This is a genomic window from Bradyrhizobium sp. Ash2021, from assembly GCF_031202265.1.
Classification (GTDB): Bacteria; Pseudomonadota; Alphaproteobacteria; order Rhizobiales; family Xanthobacteraceae; genus Bradyrhizobium.
Genome location: NZ_CP100604.1, coordinates 4,623,292 through 4,647,877, shown reverse-complemented (window position 1 = coordinate 4,647,877; position 24,586 = coordinate 4,623,292). Strand labels below are relative to the sequence as shown.

At 60.2% G+C, this 24,586-nt stretch carries 30 protein-coding genes and 2 tRNA genes; 16 read left to right on the top strand and 16 right to left on the bottom strand.

Annotation, left to right across the window (positions count from 1 at the left end; all coding sequences use genetic code 11):
• Nucleotides 1-5,205, bottom strand: coding sequence for an alpha-2-macroglobulin (locus NL528_RS22185; RefSeq protein WP_309184775.1), 5,205 nt, complete (start codon nt 5,203-5,205; stop codon nt 1-3).
• A 298-nt stretch (nt 5,206-5,503) separates the two neighbouring features.
• On the opposite strand from NL528_RS22185, the gene NL528_RS22180 reads away from it, so the two are divergent.
• From NL528_RS22180 to NL528_RS22160, 5 genes are all read left to right on the top strand, one after another.
• Nucleotides 5,504-5,580, top strand: a tRNA-Arg gene (locus tag NL528_RS22180).
• Between the two features lie 176 nt (nt 5,581-5,756).
• Entirely contained in the window at nt 5,757-6,224 is a 468-nt protein-coding gene (locus tag NL528_RS22175) for a hypothetical protein (protein WP_309184774.1), read from the top strand.
• Between the two features lie 302 nt (nt 6,225-6,526).
• On the top strand, nt 6,527-6,781 hold the full coding sequence (locus NL528_RS22170) for a hypothetical protein (protein ID WP_309184773.1): 255 nt from the start codon (nt 6,527-6,529) through the stop codon (nt 6,779-6,781).
• Nucleotides 6,781-7,074, top strand: coding sequence for a hypothetical protein (locus NL528_RS22165; RefSeq protein ID WP_309184772.1), 294 nt, complete (start codon nt 6,781-6,783; stop codon nt 7,072-7,074). Before NL528_RS22170 ends, NL528_RS22165 begins: the two co-directional genes overlap by 1 nt.
• A gap of 335 nt (nt 7,075-7,409) precedes the next feature.
• Nucleotides 7,410-7,565: a hypothetical protein gene (locus NL528_RS22160; RefSeq protein WP_309184771.1), complete on the top strand. Its 156-nt coding sequence runs from the start codon at nt 7,410-7,412 to the stop codon at nt 7,563-7,565.
• 70 nt (nt 7,566-7,635) lie between these two features.
• Here NL528_RS22160 and NL528_RS22155 read toward each other — a convergent pair whose 3' ends face one another.
• From NL528_RS22155 to NL528_RS22140, 4 genes are all read right to left on the bottom strand, one after another.
• A complete protein-coding gene (locus NL528_RS22155; protein ID WP_309184770.1) occupies nt 7,636-8,046 on the bottom strand; it encodes a hypothetical protein in 411 nt (136 codons plus the stop codon).
• An 11-nt stretch (nt 8,047-8,057) separates the two neighbouring features.
• Nucleotides 8,058-8,561: a hypothetical protein gene (locus tag NL528_RS22150; protein ID WP_309184769.1), complete on the bottom strand. Its 504-nt coding sequence runs from the start codon at nt 8,559-8,561 to the stop codon at nt 8,058-8,060.
• A gap of 12 nt (nt 8,562-8,573) precedes the next feature.
• Complete coding sequence (locus NL528_RS22145; RefSeq protein ID WP_309184768.1) at nt 8,574-8,882, bottom strand: hypothetical protein; 309 nt, start codon at nt 8,880-8,882, stop codon at nt 8,574-8,576.
• Nucleotides 8,883-9,174: 292 nt separating this feature from the next.
• Entirely contained in the window at nt 9,175-9,780 is a 606-nt protein-coding gene (locus tag NL528_RS22140) for a hypothetical protein (protein WP_309184767.1), read from the bottom strand.
• 137 nt (nt 9,781-9,917) lie between these two features.
• On the opposite strand from NL528_RS22140, the gene NL528_RS22135 reads away from it, so the two are divergent.
• The 3 genes from NL528_RS22135 to NL528_RS22125 all read left to right on the top strand — a co-directional run bounded on the left by NL528_RS22135 (nt 9,918) and on the right by NL528_RS22125 (nt 12,337).
• Nucleotides 9,918-10,718, top strand: coding sequence for a type I restriction enzyme HsdR N-terminal domain-containing protein (locus NL528_RS22135; RefSeq protein ID WP_309184766.1), 801 nt, complete (start codon nt 9,918-9,920; stop codon nt 10,716-10,718).
• Nucleotides 10,719-10,742: 24 nt separating this feature from the next.
• Nucleotides 10,743-11,051 (top strand): zinc ribbon domain-containing protein, encoded by a 309-nt coding sequence (locus NL528_RS22130; RefSeq protein WP_309184765.1) that lies wholly within the window; start codon nt 10,743-10,745, stop codon nt 11,049-11,051.
• Between the two features lie 170 nt (nt 11,052-11,221).
• Nucleotides 11,222-12,337, top strand: a complete 1,116-nt coding sequence (locus NL528_RS22125; protein ID WP_309184764.1) for an acyltransferase — start codon at nt 11,222-11,224, stop codon at nt 12,335-12,337.
• A gap of 101 nt (nt 12,338-12,438) precedes the next feature.
• On the opposite strand, the gene NL528_RS22120 is transcribed toward NL528_RS22125, so the two are convergent.
• The 10 genes from NL528_RS22120 to NL528_RS22075 all read right to left on the bottom strand — a co-directional run bounded on the left by NL528_RS22120 (nt 12,439) and on the right by NL528_RS22075 (nt 18,486).
• Nucleotides 12,439-13,251, bottom strand: coding sequence for a hypothetical protein (locus NL528_RS22120; protein ID WP_309184763.1), 813 nt, complete (start codon nt 13,249-13,251; stop codon nt 12,439-12,441).
• 119 nt (nt 13,252-13,370) lie between these two features.
• The gene (locus tag NL528_RS22115; protein WP_309184762.1) at nt 13,371-13,577 is read right to left on the bottom strand and encodes a cold shock domain-containing protein; all 207 of its coding nucleotides are present in this window, start codon (nt 13,575-13,577) and stop codon (nt 13,371-13,373) included.
• A gap of 9 nt (nt 13,578-13,586) precedes the next feature.
• Nucleotides 13,587-13,955 carry a hypothetical protein gene (locus tag NL528_RS22110; protein WP_309184761.1) on the bottom strand — a complete coding sequence of 123 codons (369 nt, stop codon included), beginning with the start codon at nt 13,953-13,955 and terminating at the stop codon, nt 13,587-13,589.
• Entirely contained in the window at nt 13,952-14,794 is an 843-nt protein-coding gene (locus NL528_RS22105; protein ID WP_309184760.1) for a hypothetical protein, read from the bottom strand. The genes NL528_RS22110 and NL528_RS22105 overlap by 4 nt, the downstream gene beginning before the upstream one ends.
• Nucleotides 14,787-15,344 (bottom strand): hypothetical protein, encoded by a 558-nt coding sequence (locus NL528_RS22100; RefSeq protein WP_309184759.1) that lies wholly within the window; start codon nt 15,342-15,344, stop codon nt 14,787-14,789. The genes NL528_RS22105 and NL528_RS22100 overlap by 8 nt, the downstream gene beginning before the upstream one ends.
• Nucleotides 15,345-15,416: 72 nt before the next feature.
• Nucleotides 15,417-15,797, bottom strand: a complete 381-nt coding sequence (locus NL528_RS22095) for a hypothetical protein (RefSeq protein WP_309184758.1) — start codon at nt 15,795-15,797, stop codon at nt 15,417-15,419.
• A 61-nt stretch (nt 15,798-15,858) separates the two neighbouring features.
• Nucleotides 15,859-16,461 (bottom strand): hypothetical protein, encoded by a 603-nt coding sequence (locus NL528_RS22090; RefSeq protein WP_309184757.1) that lies wholly within the window; start codon nt 16,459-16,461, stop codon nt 15,859-15,861.
• Nucleotides 16,458-16,724 carry a P27 family phage terminase small subunit gene (locus tag NL528_RS22085; RefSeq protein WP_309184756.1) on the bottom strand — a complete coding sequence of 89 codons (267 nt, stop codon included), beginning with the start codon at nt 16,722-16,724 and terminating at the stop codon, nt 16,458-16,460. Before NL528_RS22085 ends, NL528_RS22090 begins: the two co-directional genes overlap by 4 nt.
• A gap of 622 nt (nt 16,725-17,346) precedes the next feature.
• Complete coding sequence (locus NL528_RS22080; protein WP_309184755.1) at nt 17,347-17,757, bottom strand: P27 family phage terminase small subunit; 411 nt, start codon at nt 17,755-17,757, stop codon at nt 17,347-17,349.
• Between the two features lie 96 nt (nt 17,758-17,853).
• Nucleotides 17,854-18,486, bottom strand: coding sequence for a helix-turn-helix domain-containing protein (locus NL528_RS22075; protein WP_309184754.1), 633 nt, complete (start codon nt 18,484-18,486; stop codon nt 17,854-17,856).
• A 113-nt stretch (nt 18,487-18,599) separates the two neighbouring features.
• Here NL528_RS22075 and NL528_RS22070 point away from each other — a divergent pair, with 113 nt between their 5' ends.
• Nucleotides 18,600-18,764, top strand: coding sequence for a hypothetical protein (locus NL528_RS22070; protein WP_309184753.1), 165 nt, complete (start codon nt 18,600-18,602; stop codon nt 18,762-18,764).
• A 330-nt stretch (nt 18,765-19,094) separates the two neighbouring features.
• Here the strand turns inward: NL528_RS22070 and NL528_RS22065 are convergent, their stop codons facing one another.
• The gene (locus NL528_RS22065) at nt 19,095-19,301 is read right to left on the bottom strand and encodes a helix-turn-helix domain-containing protein (protein ID WP_309184752.1); all 207 of its coding nucleotides are present in this window, start codon (nt 19,299-19,301) and stop codon (nt 19,095-19,097) included.
• Between the two features lie 103 nt (nt 19,302-19,404).
• On the opposite strand from NL528_RS22065, the gene NL528_RS22060 reads away from it, so the two are divergent.
• From NL528_RS22060 to NL528_RS22030, 7 genes are all read left to right on the top strand, one after another.
• Nucleotides 19,405-20,010 carry a hypothetical protein gene (locus NL528_RS22060; RefSeq protein ID WP_309184751.1) on the top strand — a complete coding sequence of 202 codons (606 nt, stop codon included), beginning with the start codon at nt 19,405-19,407 and terminating at the stop codon, nt 20,008-20,010.
• Nucleotides 20,011-20,155: 145 nt separating this feature from the next.
• Nucleotides 20,156-21,169 carry a site-specific integrase gene (locus NL528_RS22055; protein WP_309184750.1) on the top strand — a complete coding sequence of 338 codons (1,014 nt, stop codon included), beginning with the start codon at nt 20,156-20,158 and terminating at the stop codon, nt 21,167-21,169.
• Nucleotides 21,162-21,273, top strand: a tRNA-OTHER gene (locus NL528_RS22050). Before NL528_RS22055 ends, NL528_RS22050 begins: the two co-directional genes overlap by 8 nt.
• A gap of 177 nt (nt 21,274-21,450) precedes the next feature.
• Nucleotides 21,451-21,882 carry a hypothetical protein gene (locus tag NL528_RS22045; protein ID WP_309184749.1) on the top strand — a complete coding sequence of 144 codons (432 nt, stop codon included), beginning with the start codon at nt 21,451-21,453 and terminating at the stop codon, nt 21,880-21,882.
• Between the two features lie 79 nt (nt 21,883-21,961).
• A complete protein-coding gene (locus NL528_RS22040; protein ID WP_309184747.1) occupies nt 21,962-22,516 on the top strand; it encodes a hypothetical protein in 555 nt (184 codons plus the stop codon).
• 26 nt (nt 22,517-22,542) lie between these two features.
• Nucleotides 22,543-23,205: an SOS response-associated peptidase family protein gene (locus NL528_RS22035; RefSeq protein WP_309185007.1), complete on the top strand. Its 663-nt coding sequence runs from the start codon at nt 22,543-22,545 to the stop codon at nt 23,203-23,205.
• 717 nt (nt 23,206-23,922) lie between these two features.
• A complete protein-coding gene (locus NL528_RS22030; RefSeq protein ID WP_309184746.1) occupies nt 23,923-24,072 on the top strand; it encodes a hypothetical protein in 150 nt (49 codons plus the stop codon).
• Nucleotides 24,073-24,586: the final 514 nt, after the last annotated feature.

Sequence of the window (24,586 nt, the reverse complement as noted above, 5' to 3'; positions counted from 1 at the left end):
TCATTTCGCCGAACGCACCTCGACTGCGCCGGTGCCGGAACGGCCGTAGCGCGAGGGGTTGTACATGTCCTCGACATAGGCCTGCGGCAGCACGTATTTGCCGGGAGAAACCGCGCGCACGACATAGGCGACGGTGAACACCGCCTTGTCGTCGCTGGCGCGGTCGATGGCCGCGGTGAAGCGGTCGTCGCGGAACTCGGTGTTTTCCGGTTCCTCGCCGTCCTCGATCCAGTCCAGCGTGCCGGTGTCGCCGGACGAGACCAGATGCGGGTTGTCGATCTCGAGCCCGGCGGGGAGATAATCCGACACCATGATGTGCCCGAATTCCGGCTTGGCCTCGGTGACCTTCAACACCACCGCGAAGCGATCGTTCTGCCTGGCCTTGGTGACATCGGCCGGCTTGCCGTCGAGCGTGAAATAATTGCGCTCGATCTTGAAGCCGTTCGATGCCGCGGGTTCCGGCGTGACCGGCGAACCGGACACCGAGACCACTGCCTGTACCGGCGCATCGCCGGTGTTGGTGATCTTGACCGGCTTGCCCGCCATCGCTTCCGCCTTGTAGCTGCGATAGAGCGCGGTCTTGATCGGCTGCCCATCGACATCGAGGCTCAGCATCTCCTTCGCCAGCGCGCGGGCGGCCAGCACCATCCACGCATTTTCCTGCGTCGAGGTGTAGGGCGTAAGCCCCCGCGCCGCTTCGACCCGCAAAACCGCCTGCGTCAGCGTCGCCCGCGGCGCGTTGCCTTCGCTGGCGAGCGACACCAGTGCGGCGGCATCGCGCAGCGCCGAGCCGTAATCGACCCGGCCGAATTCGATCACGGGCTTTGGCGCCAGCGCTTCAAGCGCTGCGCTATAGACCCGTTCCGCCCTCGCCTTGTCGCCGACCAAGGCCAGCGCCGCCGCCAGTTGCGATTTTGCAATCGGCGTGGCGAGGTTGCCGAGCTTGGTATCGGCGAGATAGCGGAGATCACCGATCGGGGCGGCGCCATTGCGGGCGAGCACGTAGAGGCCGTAGGCCAGATCGCGGCCGCCGTCCTTTTCCGGCTCATTGGCGTTGACCACGGAGTTGCGGATGCGGTCGAGCGCGTTCTTGAACAGCACATCCGGCACCGCAAAGCCCTTTTCACGGGCGCGGGTCAGGAAATCCGTCACATAGGCATCGAGCCAGGCGTCATCCCCACCGGCCGACCACAGCCCGAACGAGCCGTTCGAGCCCTGCCGCGCCAGCAGCCGGTCGATGGCGTCCTTGATGCGCTCGTCGACCGCGGTATCCATCGCCAGATGGGCGCCGGCCGCGAGATCATTGACGTACAATAGCGGCATGGCGCGGCTGGTGATCTGCTCGGAACAGCCGTGCGGATAGCGATCCAGTGCCTTCAGGATGGTCGCGGCATCGAGCGCGGTGGAGAGGCTCGCCGACAGCGAGACGCTGCCGGTGCCCGTGACCAGATCGGAGAACATATCCGACGTCAGCGTCAGGCTTTCGCCCTTGGCCAGGGTCCGGATCGAGCGGCGCGCCAGGATTTGCGTCGCCGCCTTGACGTCGAGCGCATAGTGGCGCGACAGCGAAAGCCCGTTCGGCCCTGATATGTCGACGTCGAGGTTGGCGGTTCCGGAGCCGCCGGCGTCGAGCGCCAGCGCCATCGACGTGCGCTGCTTGGCCGCGAGCTTGGCGGTGGTGATCGGATTGCCGGTCACCTTCACCGGGCCCGAAGTCTTGACGTTGATCGCGTAATCGCCGGGCGCGCCTTCGACATTGTCGAGGTCGATGCTCATGGTGCCGTGGTCGCCATTGAGCAGGAAGCGCGGCAAGGTCGCCGTCAGCACCACGGGATCGCGCACGATGACATCGGTGGTGGCCCGCCCAAGCCTGCTCGAACTCCACGCCACCGCCATCACCCGCGCGGTGCCGGCAAATTCGGGAATGTCGAAACTGACCTCGGCTGACCCGTCAGGCCCGACCGTGACAATACCGGAATACAGCGCCAGCGGCTTTTGCGTGGGCGGTGAGCCCTGCAGCTCGGCGCCGGCGGAATCGCCGCCGGTCTTGAGCTGGCCGCGGGTGCCCTGCATGCCGTCGATCAACTGCCCATAGAGGTCGCGGATCTCCGAGGTCAGGCGGCGCTGGCCGAGATAATAGTCATCCGGCGCCGGCGGCTTGTAATTGGTCAGATTGAGAATGCCGACATCGACCGCGGCGACCACGATCTTGGCGTCCTCGCCGGGGTTGAGCCCGCCGAGCTTGACGGGAATCTTCAACGAGGTGCCGGGGCGTACGAGGGCCGGCGGCGACAGATTGACCTGCAGCGTGCGGGTCTTCTTGTCGATCCCGAACCATTTGAGGCCGATCGCCCGTCCGGGCATCCGCAACGCCGCGGCATCGAGCGGACGGCGCAAGGTCGCCAGCACATAGGCGCCGGCCCCCCAATCCTTACCGACGGGAATCCTGACCTGCTGGGTGCCTTCCTTGACGTCGTTGGTTTGCGTCGTCAGCAGGCGGTCGCCGAGCACGTTTATGGTGAGCTTGCCCGCCGAGCGGGCGTTGACCGACACCACCATGGTGTCGCCGGACGCGTATTCCGGCTTGTCGATCGAGGTTTCCAGGAGATCCGGCGTATCGGCGCCGCCGTCGGAATACCAGCCGACATCGAACTGCACCGAGGTGACCGGCCCGTCCGCATCTGATGATTTGACGTCGAGGCGGTAGCGACCGGGTTGCGGCGCCAGCGTGACGCGCGACGGCTTGTCGGCCGCCAGCTTCAGATCGCCGTCGACAACACGGCTGGTCGATTTGACCGGTTCATATTCCCAGGACGAGTTCTGACGATACCATTGATAGCGGGATTCCAGCTTGAGGAGTTCGTAGCGCAGGCCGTCGCGCGGCAGCTGCTTGCCGTCGGGGGCGACGAACACCACGTCGAATTCGGCCTTGTCGCCTTCGGCGACGCTCTTGTCGCCGAACAGCGGCTTGATGCCGATCAGGTTCGTAGCGGGCGCCACCGGCAGCACCAGCTTGCGCTCGACCGCGCGGCCGCCGGTCTCCGCCATGCGGATGAATATCTGGGCCTCCTGAGGCCGGGTCGATGACGGCGGTTTAGCCAATGAGACCGGGAAGGTCGCCACCCCGTTGGCGTCGGCTTCGGGCAGGTTTTCGATCGGCGTGCGCTCGTTGCTGGCGGTCTCTTCGTCGGCGACGCCGAACTGGTAGCCGGGGTAACCGGGCCGTGCCGAGGCCGGCGCGACCAGCATGTCACCCTCGAGCTGCAGCCCGGAAGCCGGTGCGCCATACAGGAAATGCCCGTCGACCTTAAGTTCTACCGGAACTTCAGCTTTGATCAGCTTCTCCTTGGCAGTGAGATCGAATTCGATCCGCTCCGGGATGTAATCCTCGACCATGAAGGTGGTTTCGCCAACCGACGCCCCCTTGGGGTCGGTGAAGGCGCGTACCCGCCAGGTCCCGGTCGGGACCGCCGAGTTGAGCGGTACCGCCATGGTGTGGCCGCCCGCGCCCTGATCCGCCAGCACGGCGCGGCGGAACTCGACGCCATCAGGCCGCTCGATCACCAGCGTCAGCGGTCCGCCGGTCATGGCGTTGCCCTGCCCGTCGCGTAAGAGCGCTGTGAGATAGACGGTCTCGTTGGAGCGGTAGACGCCGCGCTCGGCATAGACGAAAGCGTCGGCGCCGGCCGGCACGGCCCGTCCAGCGACGCCGCGGTCGGTGAGATCGAACGCGCTGGTCTTCAGGCTGAGGAAGGCGTAGTCGGCCTTCTCGCTCATGACGGTCAGCATGGCCGGCGACAGGCCGCCCTCGCCGCGCGCGAGCCCCGCCTCGAACAGCACGTGACCGGATTCATCGGTCTTGCGGGTCGCCAAAATCTCGTTGTTGCGCGCAACCAGCTTCACCTCGGCCCTGGCGACCGCGTCCGTCGACGCCAGCGAATTGACGAAGACATGGATGCCGTCATTGCCCGAGAACGCGGTGAGGCCCATGTCCGAGACGATGAACCATTGCGTTGCCAGCGTGCCGTCATCGTCGCTGCCGGGGCTCTTGGGGGCGGCCGTCATGACATAGACGCCCGGCTGCAGGTCGCCGAGCGCCTGGTCGACCGGGAACGCGGTAATGACGTCCTGGTTGAGCGTGGTGGCGGTCGCGAGTTCGCCGGACCAGACCTTGACGCCCCGCTCGTCGCCGAGATCGTTGAGCTGGTAGCGGCTCAGCGTCTTCTGGAAGTCGCTGTCGATCACGGTGTTGATCAGGTTGCGGTCGCCGATCCGGAATACGTTCACGTTCACCGCGGGCGTATTGACGCTGACCAGCGGGATACCGCGCTGACCAGTACGCGGCAGCACATAGGCGCGGCCGGTGAAGCGCACGAACGGCTTGCGGTCGCGGACATAGATGTTGAATTCAGCCGATTTCGGCAGGCTCTCCTTGACCATGGACGGCAGGCCGGCGCGCAGATTGATATTGTAGCGCTCGCCATGCTTCAGGCCGTCGACACAGAGCTGCTTGCCCTCGGCCGTCAGCGCCGGCTTGTCGGTGCCGGCCAGCGCCAGGAACGGCGCGAAATCGACCCGCTTTGCCAAATCCTCGGAGAACTGGAAGCAGGCCCGCGGCGACGCCCCATCGGAATCGACGGTGTAATCCAGCAGCCGGAATCCGTGCTCGTCGCGCATCTTCTCGTACTGGCCGCGGACATCGGCGACCTCGCGCATGTCCAGCGACAGCCTTAGGCTATCCAGCGCCGGCCGCCACAGCTTCCGGTCGGACATCGCCCGGCCGAGCACCGCCAGCGCGTCAGCCTCCTCGGCCGGGTTGCCCGCGCGCTGGTAGGCGATGTAGGCGGCCGTCGAGGCCCGCTCCAGCAGAAAAGTCTGCTCGCTGGAGCTGGCGGAGCGGATCTGGAAGATCGTCTTGGCGAGCCGCAGCCAGTTGCCGCTGTCCTCCGGCGTGGTGGCGGCGATCTGGCCGAGGATCTGCAGGCCGGTCCGGAAGTCGAGCCGCTTGAAGGCGGCGTCAGCGTCGGTCCGCAAGCTCGCGTTGGATTTGGCGACCGGGCCCGCCTCACTCTTGATCTGGGCTTCCAGCTTGATCGCGGAATCGGCGAGATCGTCGCGTTTGAAGGCCTTGTCCGCCGCCTGTGCCGCGACCAGGCCAAGCGCCAGCGTGGCGCAAAATGCTGCGGCGCGAACCAAACCCATCATGATGGAGCTCCCTGCGCGGACGACCGCCGCGTGAGTTGAGAAAAATGCGCGAAAAGGTGACGGACTGATGGCGGGGGAACCGGCGCGCGAAAAAGTCGCATGCGACATTGCTGAACAATCCTTGGTCGCAACCGTCCCTCCCTCGCGCCGGCGGGCTACCGGCAGAGCTTTGGGTCAAGGGCGGACCGGACGCAATGGTCCGGCGTCTGGCTTTGTCGCTGGCTTGAAGAAATCGGTTCAGAACGGGCTTGGCGCGGAAGCGGATTTTTCATATTGGCAGTGCTAGAAGACCCCCGACGGTCCCATAGCTCAACTGGATAGAGTAACGGATTTCTACTCCGTGGGTTGCAGGTTCGAATCCTGCTGGGATCGCCAATGATTTCAATGCGATATGTGGTTTGTTCTCAAAAATTACGTGTACCATTTGTTATTGAAGAAAACCCTTTGATATCAGGCTTTCCCGTTTAGTCCCAACTAGTCAGTGGTACACGGATGGTACACAGCAGTTCGTTTTCCGTTCGCGAAACGCCGGCCTCGAAGAGGCGTGTCCGATGATCGGAATCTCTCGAACAGGAACAACGCGGTTGGTCCTTATTGTCGGACCATGGGCTGTGAAGTTTGCGCGCGACGCTCGCGGCCGGCGCTGCAATCAGTATGAAGCCAACCTCTTCGCTTCGGTCGACGAGCGCCGCCGAGCGATGCTGTGCCCCGTGCGCTGGTGCGGCGCTCGGGGTTGGCTCTTGGTGATGACCGCTGCCATCCCTCTTACGGAAATTGAAAAGGACGGGCTGATAGATTCTGACGGCTTCCCCGATTGGGACTACTTCCCGGGCGAAGACCGCCAGCCCTTCGAGTACAAGGCCTCAGACTGGGGTAGGATCGACGGCCGGCTTGTTGCGCTTGATTATTCAACTCCGGCCTTCGACACGCCGGAAGAACTTACAACTCAGTTGAGAGCGGCGGGATGGGACGAAGCAGACATAACCGCCGGTGCCATTCGATCAAAAACTGTTCCATGAACATCTTGGGCGATTGCCGGACGGCAGGCGCCGCGCTTTGATAGCCGGATGAACCGCCCTGAGAAAATCACCTTCGGCGAAATGCGCTCTTCCGGCGTTCGCGGTTTGCTGATCTATTGCGCCGATTACCGGTGCAGCCATTCGGTCGAACTCGGCGCGGACCGCTGGCCTGATGAATTGCGATTGTCGGATATTGAACCGCAGTTTGTTTGCAAGGCCTGCGGAAAGCGCGGTGCCGATATCCGGCCGGACTTCAATTGGCAGGCTATGCCGGTCGGCGGAATGGGTTACAGGTCAATTCCATGAAATACGTCACTGACCGACCCTTCGCCGCTCCGGAAGCCGCGGCGCGCAAGCTGCTGGATCTTGTCCGGGCTTCTATCGCTGAGAGTGGCCTGCCTTACGCCTATACGGGCGCCACGAACACGGCGTTCACACGCACCGGCGGCAGTTTGCTCGACTATGCGGCCGGCATCAGACATGCTGTCGCACGGAAGTGGCTTGAGATCGACCGCTCGGGAACGAGGATCATCCTGCTTCCTGACGGCGCCGAGTGATGCCGCCCTGGTCCAGCGAATTCGAAGAGCCGATCCCCCTGACCGATGGCCGCCAGATCGTCACGCTGAAGGATGCGGGCGACTACATCGCCGGCTTGCCGAAAGAGGAAGCGGACCTTCCGGAATGGCAGTCCGCGATCGAAGCGCTGATGCTGGTTGTTGAGCACGGTGGCCCAGCGATGTTCGCACGTGTCGGCGTCATGCGGGCCTTAAACCGGCACCACGTTCGGGAGTTCAATCCCGATCGCAAGGAACATCATTGGGGCAAGCGGAAGCTGAAGCGCGATCAGTGAGCCGAATTGCCGTACTGGCAATGAAGCGCGGCAAGTCGGTGGACTGCCCTAGCAAAACGGCCCCAGCCGTGGGGGCTGAGGCCGTTCATGCGCCCGATCAGGGCTGGGGGCTCTGGAGACCGAGCGCTCCCTATCATCAATTCAGAATCGTGTCCCAATTCGCTAGAAGCGATGGCCTAATTAGGACAGTCCCCAGCTCAGTTAACGAGATCTTTCAGGCCGCACCCTCGCCTCTCCAAAACCTGTGAACAGGATCACATAGCCCACGCGCGGACTCAGCTAACAAAGCGCACAGCTAGGCCTCGCTCTGAGGGTCGAGCTTTTGGGAGTCGCAAATGACTGCTGTTGCACGAGCGTTTTCACGTGTGTTTCTCTCAACCTCATCCGAGTTTGATGTCCTCAAAACGTTAGCTTTGTTTTGCGGGGTCGGTCTGTTGGTATCTCTGCTGATGTTGACCTACGGTCTCGACCTCAGTCCGGGCTTCTTCTGACTTTAACTTTCTTGCACACGGGAAAAGCCCGCCCAGCGTGAACTGGGCGGGCCTTTGTTTCAGTCGCGGATTAGGCGCTTAGCGGCTCGTCATCTAACGGCTCTACCATGTTGAGATCGTAGAGGATGCCCTGGTACCGCGGCATTTTTGGTCTTCCCGCTGCATACCCGACGAGCAATTCGCTGATGTCGCCGAACATGACCCACTCCACCGACCCGCCGTGCCGCAAAATGAAATCAATGAAGTGCTCTTGACGGGCGGGAACGTATGGACCTCCCGCAATCCTGCTCTGGCAGTATCGGATCGCGCTGTCAGCCGCCAACGGGTTCACGTTGATCTTTTCACCGATCACCTTGGTCGCAAATTGAAAGAGCAGAAGTGCTAGCCTTCCCTCTATCGCTGGCCAGTCATATTCGATTGCTTCCGCCCATTCATCAATGAGCGGCTCGTCATCCGCGTCGAGTGTTTCGATATCGGCCATGGTGCGTCTCCCTAGCCGAAAACGCCGGATAGCCAATCCCGCCGGCCCATCTGCTCTTGCAGGCCGTCGCCGTCGGCGATGCCGCTTTCAGACGGGTCTTCCTCGAGATCGCCGCCCTTGCCATCGCAAAGCCGCTCCTGGCCGCAGGAACGGTCGTACCTGTCGTAGCCGTAGGGGCCGCCGTGCTGCTCAAGGAAGCCCAGCGACGGTTCGTCATCCGCCTGAGGCTCTCGCCCGTCGTACTCGTCCTCGAGGTCAGAACCCAAGCCCTCGCATATCCGGGTTTGGTTGGTCATGCGGTCGAGGAAACCGAGGGACGGCTCGTCCGTCTCAGGCTCAAGGTCGCCGTCGTCCTCTAGCTCCATATGGTTGTCGGTGTCGTCGAGGAAGTTCAGGGGCCGCTCAATCTCGGCGCGGGCTTCCTTGCGGAGGCGCCCTATGGCCTTAAAAATTTCCTCGGTCCGGCGGTATAGCGCGCCCTCTGGGCCCGCTGGTGGCTTGGTGTGGGTGTTCATGATGCTCCCCCCTCAATGCGCAACAGCGTCGACGGGAAGGCGGGCGAAGGCAGTGCCGGGCTCAGGGCGATCGGCTGCGATCATCTGCGCCAGATCCGCCATGGTTTCGGCCGGGACCACCAGCTTCGCTACAACGGCGCGTGCCGCGCCGCCGGCAGCCCCGGGGTCGTCCACAAAGAACACGAGGCGCCGACACGAGCCAAGGCGCTCAATGCGCGCCAGGCCGGTGCAGAAGGCATCTGCGGTGGCGTATGGTTCATAGGTCTCGATTGAAGACGAACTTATGGGTGGCGTGCTAAACACGCTGTCAGCCTTGGGCATGGGTCAATTCCTTGCTCTGGGGTCAGGCCCGTCGCGAGTGCTTCCAACACTCCGGCGGGCTGCTTGCTTTTGTAAGCAAAGTAATATAAATGTAGTTATCTTAATAAGTCAACTACATTTAATGTGGATTATGGGACGCCCGCCTTCATCAGACCCAAAAAGTTTACCGGTCTCGATCCGCTTGCCGCCGAACGTCAAGGCAGCCGCGGAGGCGGCCGCCAAGGCCGATACCCGATCGCTGTCGTCATTCATTGAAAAGCTGCTGACGGACTACCTGAAGAAAAACCGGTACCTAAAGCACGATTGAGGGATCGCCCTTCGGACCGCGTTTGGCCCGAGTCTTCTTCTTCGTGCTCGTCGCGCCGCGGGCCGCCGCTCTTTCGGCCTCCCGTCGCTTGCGCAGCCGCTCTTCGCGATTTTCCGCCCATCTGCGCAATCCGTCGTGAAACTCACTTTCGCCGGCTCGCTGCCGCATGTCTTGGCCGATCAACGCGGAGGCGATGGCTTGCAGAGCGCCGCGCTGGATTGTGTGTTCCGTTAAAATTTGCTGGTGCCTGCCGTCCCCTAGCCACCGTTCGACCTGCTCTTTGGTGTAACGGCCCTGCTTTTCACCCTCCCAATATTCTTCGTCCTTGCTGGTTAGGTGCAGCTCGTTCGCGATAACATCGTTGGGCCAATAGTTGTGCACCTCTTGAAACTTGATTGCGGCGTCGATCACCGCCTTCATCTGGATCAAAATCTCATAAGGTTTGCCGGCACCGCGAATGATACGAAGCATATTTGCTGCAACTTCGCGAATGGTCCGCTCGACATCGGCCTTCGCCCATTCGCGGGCCTGTTGACGCTCCCGCTCTTCCTTATCCGGTCCGTCCCCGTCGATAACCTTGAAATCCGCCATGGGTGGGCCCTCCCTGGGGCCCATCTTCCCTGACGGCACGGCCGGAAACAACCCGGACAGCGGCCTAATAAAGGGTAATTCGCCCTTGCCCTCGCCCTCCGGTTGCGGAATGATCCCCCTTTTTGGGGGAGGACGGCATGGCAGTTTCTGCAAAGGTCGCCGCGCGCATTTCCGCACAATTGAAAAAATACCAGAAGATTTTAGGAGCCGCCAAACAACGAGATATCAGCGAGGCCGATACTGTCACGATCATCACCGGCCTTCTTTCTGATGCCTTGGGATACGACAAGTACAAAGATGTTACGAGCGAGCACGCTATACGCGGCACTTATGTGGACCTCGTCGTCATTGTCGACGAAAAGAAGCGATTCCTGATCGAAGCCAAGGCGATTGGCGTCGAGCTAAAGGACTCTCACGTTAAGCAGGCTATTGATTACGCAGCCAACGATGGAATTTCGTGGGTAGTGCTTTCCAACGGCGCGGTGTGGCGGCTCTACAATCTGAAATTTGGCAAGCCGATCGACAAGGTCATGGTTTTCGAAATCGACATACTTTCGTGCGATTGCAAGAGCGATGATGTCATCTGCTGCTTTGGAAATTTAAGCTCGGAAGGATTTTCGAAGGACTCCCTCACCGACCTACTCAACGAAAAGCAAACAAGTAGCAAGTACACTATTTCCGCGGTACTTCGCAGCGACAATATGATTGAGGCGCTTCGAAAGGAAGTTCGCAGGCTCTCGGGTATTAGACTGGAGCCGGACTATCTGCGTTCCTTGATCGAAAATGAGATCATCAAACGCGAGCTAATTGATAGCGATGAAGCTCGAGCTGCTACCGCCTATGTGAAGAAACTGCAGCACGCCGTCGAGAAAGAGCGTGCGAACGCTCCGACACCGACCGCTCAGGTCGCTCCGGCAACTGCGCCGACAGCGCCTTAGGCTGGAGGGCTGGGAGCATAGCGCATGGAGGTGTTTCTTCTCTGGCTTGGACTCGCGATCATCGTCGGCGTTGCCGCGAACAGCCGCGGAAGGAACGCCTTCGGCTGGTTCGTCCTGGCGGTGGTTATATCGCCGCTGTTGGGCGGGCTGCTTTTGCTGGCAATGCCGCGAGGCGGTTTAGACGTAAAGGTCTGCCCGGAGTGCGCTGAAAAGGTTAAAGTGTTCGCCCGGAAGTGTCGGTACTGCGGCCATGAATTTGCAATTGCGAACCCACCGCCGCTGCCTCCGCCACCGCTTTTCACGCATCGAGATTACGATCCACCGGTCCGGTGACTTCCCCTTGCCACCGCAGCGCGGAATGGTGATGCCGGAGTCGTCCGCTTCAAGTCGCGCCCCGGCGTGCAAGGCTTAAAAGCCCGTGGCGGTTAAGGATGTCCACACCCACTCCCTTGCTCGCTGCAAGGTTGCAGTGGTAGCTTCCCGCGATTTCTGGGCGGGGGCGAATGAACAAAGTCGAAACCGCGTTTTACGCGTCGGAGATTGCACGGCCTCCGCAACGTCAAATCTCACGCGGAGCGCGCGTTTCCGAGTTTGATGGGGCAAGAGGCTTGGCGGTCCTTGCTGTCGTAATCGCTCATTACTTTGGAGAGGTGGAGCATGGTTTCACCACCCTCCGAATCCTTGGGCCGATCGGCGTAAATCTGTTCTTCGTCCTCTCCGGATTCCTGATTGGCTCCATCATTCTGGAGCGCGTAGATAGCCAGAACTTTTTTAGAGTGTTCTATGCGCGTCGTGCTCTTCGCATCTTGCCCGTCTATTTTCTTGTCGTCGCGACGACACTCACCCTCATATGGCTACTGAATGTGCCATGGGCTGCATCTACCCTACCCGCATGGTCCTATTTCACGTTCACGCAAAACTTCTTCATGGCCGTTCGTGGCGATGTCGGTACGCGCTGGCTAACGCCAACATGGACGCTCGCCGTAGAGGAGCAGTTCTATCTTCTCATTCCACTGTTAATATTTTTGCTTCCGGCCAAAGCGATCTTGCCATCGATCCGCATCGGAATCGCGCTCTGCTTCCTGATACGCGTCATTCTCTGCGTGAGGGGAGACGGAATATCGGCGGAATGTCTTCTTTTTAGCAGTGGCCACATCCTTCTGATCGGAGTGCTTGCGGCCTACGCTCAGAAGAACATCAAGCCGCGAGAAATTACCATGCGCGTTATCGCGCTTGTGTCCGTCGCGGCCCTCTTGCTCGTTGAAGCTAACGCCGAGATGGTTGGCGAAAAACTGTTCTTGATCTCCGCTCCGGTGTTCATGGCAGCGCTATTCGCTTCCTGCATATTGCTCGCCGCGAACAGATCGCCGGGTCTCAGATTCCTTGGTGCCAGATTTTTGACGAGCTTTGGCACGATCTCATATTGCCTCTACCTGATACACCAGCCTATATCTGGGCTGATGCACGGACTCATACTTGGTACCAGACCAGATATCGCGACAACGCCACAAATCCTTGTGACTTGCGCCGCTGCGGTTGTTTCGATTTCCACCGCGACGGCATCATGGTTTGCTCTGGAAAAGCCGCTATTGCAGTTTGGGCGGCGGAAGTCATACTGATCATAAGCTCTTACACGCCCGGACCTGTGGCTATATTGACGCTGCGGGCATAGCGATCCGCAGCGCTATCCAGAGGACAGGTTCAGTTCAGAGCCGCACCGTCATGTAGGCGGCGCGCTCTTATAGGGATGGCTAACGTCAAGCACGCTCTGCAGCCCGTACTTATGGGCCACGTATCCCTCGGCCTTCTGCCGGTCAGCGTCGCTTAGGAATTCATTGACCAGCAAGATTTCAGCCATCTTCCCGGCTAAACTATAATTAAAACCGCCATTGAACCACCGACCCAATAGCGGGGCCGTAAAGGACCAATCAACCGTGTTGGTTGAGGTCGTAAAGAACTGAACCCCGTTAAGGTAGTAGCGATACAAGTTCGTCTGTGAATGAAATGACCCAATGTGCCATGTGGCCAATGATGTGCTCGGGTTGCCAACGACGTGTCGTTCAGTTGAACCAAACCCATCATAGATGTTGCTATCCCCGGCCCATGGATAAAGGCTAGGGTTATTCCCGGTCGTCGTCGTTTGTAACGGGTTTCCAGACAAAACTGTGTCTCCCGGAGGATCGCTCAGGAGTTTTAGGACAAAGACGACGGCTCCAGATGAGAACCCGCTTAAAAGAGTGGACGGCAGTACCATCGCTTGGGAAGCGGTCGCGTCAAAATTAACGACGCGATGGCCACCTAGACCAGTAGTTACGTCCATCGTCGGCTTGTTGGGGGATAAACTCTGCGTGGCGTCATTGCTGTTGCCGGAAGCATCCGGCCATGTTGCAACGGCAGCAGCATCGACCGAACCCGCATCATCGCCGCGAAACCACATCTTGAGTGTCGATAGTCGCGCAGGCGTCCACAGCGATGGTCCACCGCCACCGGGAACGCCGTAGCTGAACAGAAGGGCTTGAGTTACGGATGCCATGGTCACTCCTTGTCTGATCGATCGGCAATTTCCCGAAGCACGAGATCTTCCAGCGCGTCCGCCAGTTTTGCCCTATCCGGCGCCGGGCACGCCAGTCGCCGCGGCATCGTTGCTGTCGGTCACAGCACCCGCACCCTATCGGCGCGCGGCTTGCCGTGGCGTTCGTCGTCGACGACTTCGAAGCTGACTCGCTCGCCCACCCTCAACCCATCCCGGTTTGCTAAGTGTTTTGCGTGAACGAAAAGATCGGCGGCGCGGATGTCGTCCGGCCGGATAAAACCGTAGCCACGGTTCCCATCGTAATTTGTTACAATCCCTGTAGGCACGTTTAACCCTCACTGAATTCTTGGTAACGAATCTTGGTAAGCTTGCAGCATCGTCGCGGACATCATTGGAACGTGCGGTGCAAAATCGCTACCGCCGAGAATGCGCGCGATTCCGTTGATCGCGGACTCGACGATGGCGCCGGCGGCAAGAACGGTCGTGGCTTTGTTGCAAGACGGCCAGCGCGGACTGGCGATGAGCGCATCCGCCCATTGCGTTCCCCACGACTCCGCGATGAGTTTCAGCTCGTTATAATCGAGGCTCGCGGACAAGTGCTCCACATCGAAAGGGTCGCGGGTCGGGTTGATCCCGACCCGCGTTGCCGCCGGCAGGCTTTCCGGCGGGGAGTTGCGCGATGAGCAACCAGCACGCAATTTCATTTTGTAGCCGCCGTTGCTATACGGCGAAAATTCATTGCTTCGGCGACGCGCTGCTCGCGCGTCTGAGGCTTTGAATCGGAAATCGATTCGCTGATTGCTCTAGCCTTCGCGGCGAGCGCGCGGGCTTCGCGACGAAGATCGGCGGTCTTGCCGTCGCCAGGCGGTGACGTGCCGCCCGCGACTGCGCCAAGCACCAGACAATCTGGATTGCACGGCAGAGCACAGAAACTCCATTCAAGTAATTTTATTGAGTGAAAATCTACACCTAAGGGCCTCGCCGGATCTTTCGAAAAGGACCACTTCAGCGGAATGAAACCGATCGAAACACCGCGCTGAAGGCCGGCACGGACTGCGTTCGCGATCTGATCGCTGTTCGCAGAGACGCCAGGCTTGGGGAATTTTGCGATTGCAAGCATCGAAGAGCCGGATAGCCAGGGTTTCGTGGAAACCGCAACCGGCGGCTTTGAAGAGTCGTGCGTATCCAAGACAGGAGAATTTTTTAAAAAGTCGGTAATGTCGACGGCGCCGGGGACGGTGTTCACGCTATCCCCCATAAGGTCGGCCCGCGGCGTCGTGATGCAGACCACCGGATTATCATCGGGCCCGAAACCGCTCCGCAGTTCGATGCCAATTTTAGCAAGACTGTCGGTATTTGATTCCACAAGTTTGACTTCTGCCGTCGGCGCAGCTCGGAAAATCTGATCCGGAGCTGCCGCCATGACGTAGTCGTGGACCTGGTGGATATCCCGTTCTGACCACACGATCCGATTGCCGCCGGCGATGCCGTTGACGCGTTTGCGAAACACATCCCGGCGCAGGATGTCGAGAGCGTCAACCATCGGACCTCGCCTTTTCGATTTCTGCGCGGGTAGCGATGCCATCCGCAACTAGGCGCTCGCCCGCCCAGTGGACTTCCTCCCTGAGGTCGCCAAGGCCGAGAAGCTCAACGCCATCGGTCGGCAAATAGCCAGGTCCGCCGGCCTTGGATGTGATCTTTTCGCGGAGCATTTCGCGAACCCGATTCACCTGCTGTAGTTCAAGCGCCAGCATTACACGGCGCTTTTCGATTTTTGCTATCTCCGCGAAATGGCTCGCCCAAATTTCGCCGGCGCGCTCGGTGGCAAGTCGATGTTGCTCCGATTGACCGATTTTCAAAGCCTTGGCGATCACCGCGCGCTCGGCGATAATCGCATCGAGCTGAGCCATCGGCCTTGCGGACGACGGAACGAATGGCAAGCCATCGAGCAACGCTTGGGCCTCAGCTACGGCAGCGCCCGCCGCATCAGATCGCGCGGATCCAGCCGTGGATTCGAGCGATATCTGTTTCTCCAGAAGCTCCTTGTCGCGGGCTTCCAATTCGCTGATTCGACGCTCGAGCACTGCGAGCACATCGGCGCCGGTGACCGGCGATATTGCGGTCGAGCCGCTGAATTTTCTGGCAACCATGTTCATGCCCCTCTTCTACAAGGCCGGGTTGGCGGACAGAACCTTTTTGTCCGTTTCATTTTCGCGAAGTTTTCGGCGCAGCCGGTGGGCAATCGCATCGACCCGCGCCGGGTTAGCCTCGGCGCCGGCGACTTGGCGCGCCACGACGCCAACAGCCTCCCGTCGGCGCGCCGGCGGAAATGCAGTGATGCGTCGCAGAGCCTCAGCGTCATTGATCGCCAGACGGCCAAGTGTCGTGCCGCGCAGAACAGATGCGGCGAACCTGAACTTGTTCTGACCTGTATCCGCGGCCAGCAAGTCGAGCGCCTCGCAAAGCGCGGCGTCGCCTGCGTCGCGCTGTGCCTGCAGCATGGCGTTATAGATCGCCTCGGCGGCGCGGCGGCGGGGATCGGTCATGTCGACGGCCCCGCCGTTGCGCAGGCGTCGTGTACCGCGAAATATCTGGCGCGGGCTTCGGTCATCTGCGAGCGGCGTGAACCCTGTCTGACGTTTCTAGAACGATAGTCTCGGGTTTGTAGTCGGCGACACCCAGACGCGCCGCTTCTCCGGGCAACAACAACCCGAGCCGCTTGAGATACGCGGCCTGTGATTCGAACTTCGGGGGATCGATCGGGTCTATTGGTGCAGGGTCTGGAACGGCCGTCGGTTGCCAGTGCGGGTGGAGGTTCAGATTTTCCAGCGTGAGCCAGCCCTTCGGGTCAGGTAACCCGTGGTCCGCAACGTATTCATCCCAACCGAGCGCCGCGCGCCGCGTAATGCCAACCCCGCCTAGTCGACGTCTCGGCTCTTTTGCTGAGTACTTCCACCAACAACGCGGGCGCGTTCCGGGCCGTTCCTTCGCCCACCAAGCGACGACCTTGTCGCCGAATTCCGCCCAGAGCTCCGATGTCCTTTTGCCGGTCGGCGGCTCCTCGATGGCGAGTTCTAACTCGTCGAAATCAAGCGTGTGGTAAAGCCAGCGTTCTTTGTCCTCCGGAGTCGAGGCATCGCACAAGTAGCGCCAAGACATCTCGTCAATTTCCGGCTCCGATCGTTCGCGCCGCGGACGTGCTTTGGTCATCGTTCATCTCCAACCATATCGAGTTTTAGGGCGCGCATCCCCGCCAGGAACGACGCTCGCGCATCGCGCTCGGCAGCTAGCAGCGGGTGTGGCTTGGGTTGTTCGAAGCGATCGAGATACGTCGATCCCTCATTGTCGACCTGTTCGCGGCAGAGGCGTGCGCGCTGATGCGACTCCAGTGTCGACTTGAGCAGCGATAGCGCGGCCTCACCCTCGATTGCGTTCTCTCGCAGGATCGAGACCCACAGGCGCCGCTCTGGCAATTGCAGGTGCTTCGGGGCCGGTGGCCCTTTGCGTTTTTTGCGGCTCGATGCGCCAGGTAGTGGAGGCGTTTTCATTTGCTTAATGTTCCCATAAATAATTTTTCAAAGGCTCCGGGGCGCGAATTACGTGAGTGACTACCCATGCGGTTCCGCTCCCGAAACGCTATATAGGAATTTAAACCCCATACCATCCCGGCGGGTCTTCCTGTCCTGGAGTCGGGGGGTGTCCCATGGCGACGGTTCATTGATCGGCGCATCGGTGAAGTCGGCCGCCGTCAGCTCTCGCCCCAGCCGCCCTTCAAGGCAACCGATGCAGAGGAAGTCACCATCCGTTTCGTTGTACCTCCTAAGGGTCGGCGCTGGCATTCCGGCCGCCTTCCAAACTTCGGCGGTCACCATGTAGTGCTCCCATCGGCCGTTGTGGCGACAGCCACGCCTGCCGGTGCATGGCGTCGTATCGACCGAGCAGTCTGTGCAGAGGTAACTCATGTTTGCGCCTTCGCCGGCTGGAACCAGATTGACCATCTCGGAACATCAATTTGGCTTTGTGAGAAATTTGGACCTGGCGCGGTCCGCGCGGCCTTCGCTTCCAATGCACTAAACCGGTATCCCCTGGCGCGATTCATTTGACCGGCCTCAAGTATTTGTCGGCGGCCGATCGTCGGACGCCGCGAACCACCCTGCCGACGCGATGCCGCGTGCGCGGTGACAGGCCAAGCTGTCCCTCCAGTTCGGAGCAAAGCTCGTTGGCCTGTTTCATGATCATCCAATGGGGATTGCGGCGGTCGACGCCCTTGACGCGCCGGACCGCACCATCCCGAGCGACGGCAGCACTGGCGCGGTCAAACACAGTCTGCGCTATGACCAGGCGGCCGATCGCGTGGCCGTTGGCTGCGGTGATCGTGTCTGCCGTGCGCATCGCGGCGGTGATCGCCGCCCAGTGTTTCCTTGCCGCTGAGCGCTCGCCTTCGGCAGTAAGCGAGAGGAGCCAATCAGGTTCGTCAGGGCCGCCGTCGATCGTTTCAAAAGCCATGCTGTGCCACTTTTTTCAGTTTTTGGTCTCGGTGCAAACGCAGGGAACCGTGCGGTCTGCGCCCCTTAGCTGCCAAGGATGGAATCCCCTTACCCGTCATGCCGCTGCGCTCCCGGTGATCTCCGGAGGCAGCAGCGATGGCAGCGGCTTGAGGTAGTAGCCGTCACGTTGACTGAAGGCGGGCTGCGGCTGGCCGATCGAGACCCAATACCGACGCCACTGATCGGCCTGCGGGCTATCGCTGTGCACGCGGACGCCGGTCGTTGAGCCGAGGATCTGCCCCTTCCTTTTCGAAGCGCCGCTATGGTTCAGATGGTTCTTAGATGGTTCGTGTGCAGTGTACTGCACCGGTTGAGTGCGCTCCGCTGCACCGGTTAAAGCGTTTTCCTGCACCGGTGCGCTACACTGCACCGGTGCAGCAGGCTGCACCGGTTGGGGCTGCAGAAAGAAATGAAAATTGTTCGTGTTGCTCGGTGATCCGCCTTTGGTTCCCTGCCAATCAATCCAGCCGAAGGCCTTCAGCTCATTGAGGGCATCAATCACCGAGCGGCGCTTTCGGCCGACGGACTTGGCCAACTCGCCGAAACTAGGGTTGCATTGGCTCGTCTTGTGGTTTCGGTATTTGAGCAACAGAGCGATTGCGACGCACTTCGCGCCGGCCGACAGCCGCTCGTCCTCCATGATTGCCCAGAGAACTAGATAATGCGCCGGCGTCTCCCTGGTCGCCATCAGTGAAGGCCTCGCAATAGCGGGACACCCTCTGACAAGGCCCAACACTTGGCTCTATCGGCTATCGCCGCGAAATCGTTGCCGTCGGCAACAACGGTGACAGAGCCGCCGACGTGCCAAAGCGCCGCGAAGCCATCGATCAATGGCGCAAGTTCGATGAAGCCGGCTTTTCGATCTTGGTCCAGCGTCACCGCAGCAACTCCGCGAATGCGAGATGTGCGATCGTCGCCGCCGTTTCCGGCGTCAATAAAAACAGCCGGGCAAGTCGACGCCGTTGAATTTCCTGTGGGGTTGTGGCAATCTCTGCGGGCTTTGCGAGCGCTTTTGAAATTGCGATTGGGTTGCCCTGGCCGGCAACCCTTTCTGCGTTATGGGGCATGCAGTACCTTCCCGCCGACGAATTCAGCCAATACGCGCGCCGCAGCTTCAGCGTGGTCCTGCGAGTCAATGCGGGGCGAAAGCCAAGCCAGGTCTCCGCTTGGGGAGTGATAGGAGACGGAATAGGCGTCACCGCCCTCGCCTGTCCGATCACGAATGGGCGTGACAGAAACTAGCCCGCCGAAGCTGCGGGGCTGCAGAGCTCGGGACGATCCGGCGCGGGCCAAGTTTCAGCCGCCTTGTTTGACGGGCTGTTCAAGCATTTGGTGGAATGCCGCTTTGGGCACCTTAATGAGCTTGCCTATCTTGATCGTCGGGATATCACCCCGCTTTGCGGCAGCGTAGGATGCGTTGCGGTTGAGGCCGAGCATGGATCCGGCTTCGAGCAGATCGTAGACAAGACAATTGTCGTCGGCTGGTCCGTTTCGGTCGAGCATGTTTAGGCCTCAGTAATGTACGTCATACACTACTAAGCATGTTTCGTTTATGTTCGCAAGAAAAAGGTGGACGCTCTACACCTCTTCGTAGTACCGTTTGAACATGAGCAGCCTCAAGCAGTTTATTCCTGTTCTTTCGGAGATCTTTTTCAACCTCTCGGAACATGCTCTCTATGAGAGGCAGCGCGAGCTTATGCGCGCGGGTCTGTTGTCACCGATCCCCGGCCGGGGTCCTGGCAGCGGCGTTCCACTAAATTCTGATTCGGTGGCAATGTTGATGGTTGCCGCGCTCGCAACGGACAATCTGAGCGAGGTCGGCAACGCGACAAAAATTTTGATCGGCGCCATGCGCATTCCGACGCAGGCTAGCAAATCTCTCCTAGTTGGTGCTGCCAATATTCACGCGGCCATTTCAAGAGCCATCAGCTCTGGAGCTGATAGCGACCGTATAAGGTCCATAAAGGTCAACCGGCTTCGCTTGAGTAGTGTGATCTACACCGAGGAAAAACCAGAAGTTCCGGTACTTTTCTTGAGCAACCATCCAGGTGGCGGCAATTTCTCACTAGAGGCAGGCTTTCACGGTGACACGTTTTTTGAGCTTCACCAGCTTTTGAGTGCGAAAGACGCCCCAACCAAGTCCCAGCTGCGCTTAGCCAAAAATCGCATGGAAAGACTTGATGCGGTCGCTCCAAACCTAAGAAAGCGTTGATATGGCAACCGTCCGAAAGCGCATCCTTCCGTCCGGCCTAGTGGTTTGGCGCGCATCATATACCGACGGCAGCGGCATTCGACGCAAAAAACAATTTCCGAAAAAGAGCGCCGCTGAGGCTTGGCTCGTCGAAACCTGCCACGACGTGGCGCGCGGCGTTCACACGCCTGGCAGCATATCGCCGACCGTCAAAGACGCCGGCGCCCTGTGGATCAAGCGCTGCAACGAAAAGAACCTCGAGGCCACAACGATCGACGCCTATGAGCAGCACGTCGACCTGCACATTGCCCCCTTCATTGGAGCCAAAAAGCTGTCGGACATGACGGTTCCGGCCGTGAACGCGTTCGCCGATCAGCTGCGAGATGGCGGCCGCTCGGCTGCAATGATCAAGAAGGTCATCAGGTCGCTGGGGTCCATCTTCAAAGAGGCTCGGCGCCGCGGGCTGTCATCGGTCGCGCCAACGGTGGGGATCGACCTGGATTTGCCCGAACGTGACGATCCCCGCCCCGTCATTCCCACCAAGGCGGAGTTGCAGGCCATCATTGCCGGCGCAACGGCGCGCAAGAGCCGCCGGTGGCGGGCCCTGGTGCTGGTGGCGACGTTCTGCGGCCTTCGGGCCAGCGAGCTCCGCGGCCTGCGGTGGGTCGACGTCGACTTTGAGGCCCGCCAGATCCACGTCAATCAGCGGGCCGACGCCTCCCACAAGATTGGCAAGCTGAAGTCCAAAGCCGCCTACCGATCGCTTCGGATGCCCCCTATGGTCTTGAATGCGCTCCGCGAATGGAAGCTGGCCTGCCCGAAGGGCGATCTCGATCTCGTTTTTCCGAACGGTATCGGCAAGGTGGAGTCCTATGCGAATCTGATCGACCGCGGTTTCGCACCGATCCAGATCGGGGCCGGAATTACGGCCCAGAGAGAGGCTCTGGACGAGGCCGGAAAGCCTGTGACGGTCACCGTGGCCAAATACGGCCTGCACGCCCTGCGCCACGCCTGCGCCTCGCTGTGGATCGAACAAGGCCATAACCCCAAACAAATCCAGACACTGATGGGCCATAGCTCGATCAAGGTGACGTTTGACACCTACGGCCATCTGTTCGCCGACAGCGAAGCCGACCAGCGCGCGGCCGAAGGCGTTGAACTACGGCTTCTCGGGTCCTGATGGTACGCCATTGGTACACGAAACAGATAAGCCATTGACATGTCTAGGCTTGGAACGGATTTCTACTCCGTGGGTTGCAGGTTCGAATCCTGCTGGGATCGCCACTAGCCAAGCATTTCTCACCGAGATCAAAGGGTTGTTCTCCGGTTAGTCACTGATCTCGAATCGGTTAGTCACTCGATGTTCTGTATTGGTCCAACTGCCCTTGCGTTGCCGCGTTTGCCAACGCGCAATCCGTAGCGGCTTGCCGACATCGACCGGGCGGGCGCATTCTTCCCGGCATGGGCACCAAGTCACGTGAGACAATCTACGGCGGGTCGGTCCGGCACGCGGCAGAGGTCGCTGCCGAGGCCCGCAAGACCGCCGACCGGCTCGCCTGCGAAGCGTGGAACAAGCGCATGCTCGGCTTTCAGGGCCCAGCCCAGCCCTCCCCGGCACTGGGCGACGCGCTCAATGCCGGCTATCTCTACCTTGAAGTGAAATGTCTGGGCTGCAATACCCATCAAACGGTCGACCTGAACGTCGTGCGACGGGCAAAAACGACGCCGGTCCATGAACTGGAACGCTACATGCGCTGCAAGAACTGCTCGCAGGTCCGGGGCTACCCCTATAAGCGCAGCCATCTGGTCGCGCTGCGGACAACGAAGATTTCGGCGAGCGACGCATGCCGATTGGTTGCTGGATGGCATAATCCGACCGGTATTTCGGTCTAACTTCGCCGATTATTTTGTGGAGCGAGCCGACGAAATCAAAGCTCCGGGCGACATAAATTCACAGGTAATAAATCGGCTGATGACGGCCGATCTCGTCATTGCGGACATGAGCATGCACAACGCGAACGCCTTTTACGAGTTGGCCGTTCGCCATATGGTTCGGCTTCCAACGATCCACGTCATACATGAAGACTGGAAAATCCCGTTTGATGTAGCGCCCTATCGGGCGATTTATTTTTCTCGAAGAGATTTTAAGGACATCGAGCAGGCAAGGACCGCGCTTGAGAGCGTCGTTCTCGACGTGACAAAGGAGGGATTTGAGGTCGAGAACCCGATCACCCATGCCCGCGCGAAATTCGAACTAGACAGCCACGCCACACCGGCCCTGCAAGCCTTGGCTGGGGAGTTGGCGGCACTCAGGGGTAAAATTGCCGGTCTAGAGGAAGACATGGCGACAAACCGAGAGCTGACCAACATGCAACTTGGCATTCCCCCAATGACCGGCTTAATCCGCACTCCCTCGGGGTTCCAAAGCCACAACTTAAATAGGGCGGCCTTATTGGACCAAAGTATTCGGCAAGACCTCGAACGGGCGATGGATGTTGTGAGGCAGACCGATCAAAAGGATAAGTGAAGCATTCGAAGTCCCCCAGCCACTCAATGTGCAACCTCTACAGCATCACCACGAACCAGGCGGCGATCATCGCGCTGTTCCGCGTCGTGAACCGCTACATCGGCAACTTGCCGCCGATGCCGGGCGTCTTTCCGGACTATCCGGCACCGGTCGTGCGCAACACCGACACCGGCACCGAGCTGACCACGATGCGCTGGGGCATGCCGCCGCCGCCGAAGTTCGGCGGTCCGCCGGTCACCAACATCCGGAACACGTCGTCGCCCCACTGGCGCGGCTGGCTGAAGCCCGAGAACCGGGTCCTGGTCCCGTTCAACAGCTTCGCCGAGTACGCGCCGGAGCCGAACCCGGAGACCAGAAAGAAGGACGTCGTCTGGTTCGCGCTCAGTGACGACCGGCCGCTGGCGGCCTTCGCCGGCATCTGGACCGAGTTCAAGGGTGACCGGGGCACCAAGTCCAAGCCGGTGCCCGGCCCTCACCTGGTCTATGGCTTCTTGACGACGACACCGAACGCTATCGTTGAGCCGATCCATCCGAAGGCGATGCCGGTGATTCTGACGACCGACGAAGAGCGCGATGTCTGGATGCGTGCGCCGTGGGACGAGGCGAAGGCTCTGCAGCGGCCGTTGCCGGATGACGCGCTGAAAATTGTGGCGCTGGGCCTGGACAAGGAAGACGTGCAAGCAGCCTGATGCCGTGGCACCATTGGCTCGACATGACAGAGGCCGCCAACTGAGGCGGCCTTAGTTTCCGCCCCATACCACACGCGATCGACACTGGAAAACGGGTGGTTGCGGGCGCATATTTCGAGAATGGAAACAACGCTTGTCCGGTGTGGGTGGGGCGCTGAATATAAGCGCATCGAACCGATGTGCTTAATGCCGCATAGCGGTCACGTATCCTGTGAAGTCTGCGGGGCGGTATTGGAGTCTTGGGCGGAAAGCACCCACGTTGCCACATTCGAACTGGTCAAGCGTCCAGACGGAAAGCCTGCACGAGCTAGGCCCGGACGCGCCAGTGCCCAAAAATCGAATTAGGACACTCCGAAATTCTACTTAGGCCACTAAAGGGTTAAAATAGGCCAGTACCCCACTCGCCTATAAGAACAAATCGGCACCAAAGCCCGTTTCAGGAACGTCGCCGGACTGCGTAGCCCGAGTACCACTGCCAGAGCGCACTCCCGAGGGAATAGCTCGCCGGAGATACGCCGTTTCCCAGAGTTGGCCGGGCTGCCGGCCGTGGAACCGGCTGGCGAAGCCAGTGAGACCGGACACCGGCTGGCAACGCCGGTTTGACGACCCGATCCCCCTGCCCGGCGGTGGCCAGCTCCGTCACGCTCAAGGACGCCGCCGGCTACATCTTGGCTTTGCCGGCGAAGAACGTCCGCGCAAGAACACTGGCAACTCGCGATGCAGATGCTGATCGACGCGGCCGATCGCGGCGGCATCGTCATGCTGGCGCATGTCGCTGTCCTGCGGGCGTTGAACCACGGCAAGCCGGACCCGGCGACGCCGCCGCCGCGACACAAGCGGGCCAAGGCCTATCGAGTGATCAAATGAACCCGGATCGGGCGGCCAGCAGCGACTCGCATAACCGCAGCATCTCGAATGGCGATCAGGTGAGCCGCGTATCGGCGCTGGTGATGAAGCGGGCAAGTCGGTGGACTTCACCGGCTATTGGCAGCGCCATATTGCCGACTGAGCCCCCTCCGGATCGGCGGCGCAAGCTTACGGTAATTGAGGGTGGAAAGCAGTGAATTGAATGGCTTAGGCCCGTGGCGCAAGTGCAACTCTCAGTATATTGATTAACGATATTGAACCTGCAGGGGGTTGAAGGAACTAAATGGTGTTGACATCTGTTTACAGTTCGTCAACAAGAAGTTGACAGAATGGCTCGGTCAAAGCACTCCAAGAAGGAGATTGAATCTGCCATTTCCTACGCTGAATCAAAGGGTTGGACAGTTGCGATGTCAGCCGGTTCGATTTGGGGAAGGATTTTTTGTCCCCATCACACAAGAGACGGGTGCCGCATCTCCGTTTGGTCCACGCCCAGGGTGCCGGAGTCGCATGCCAA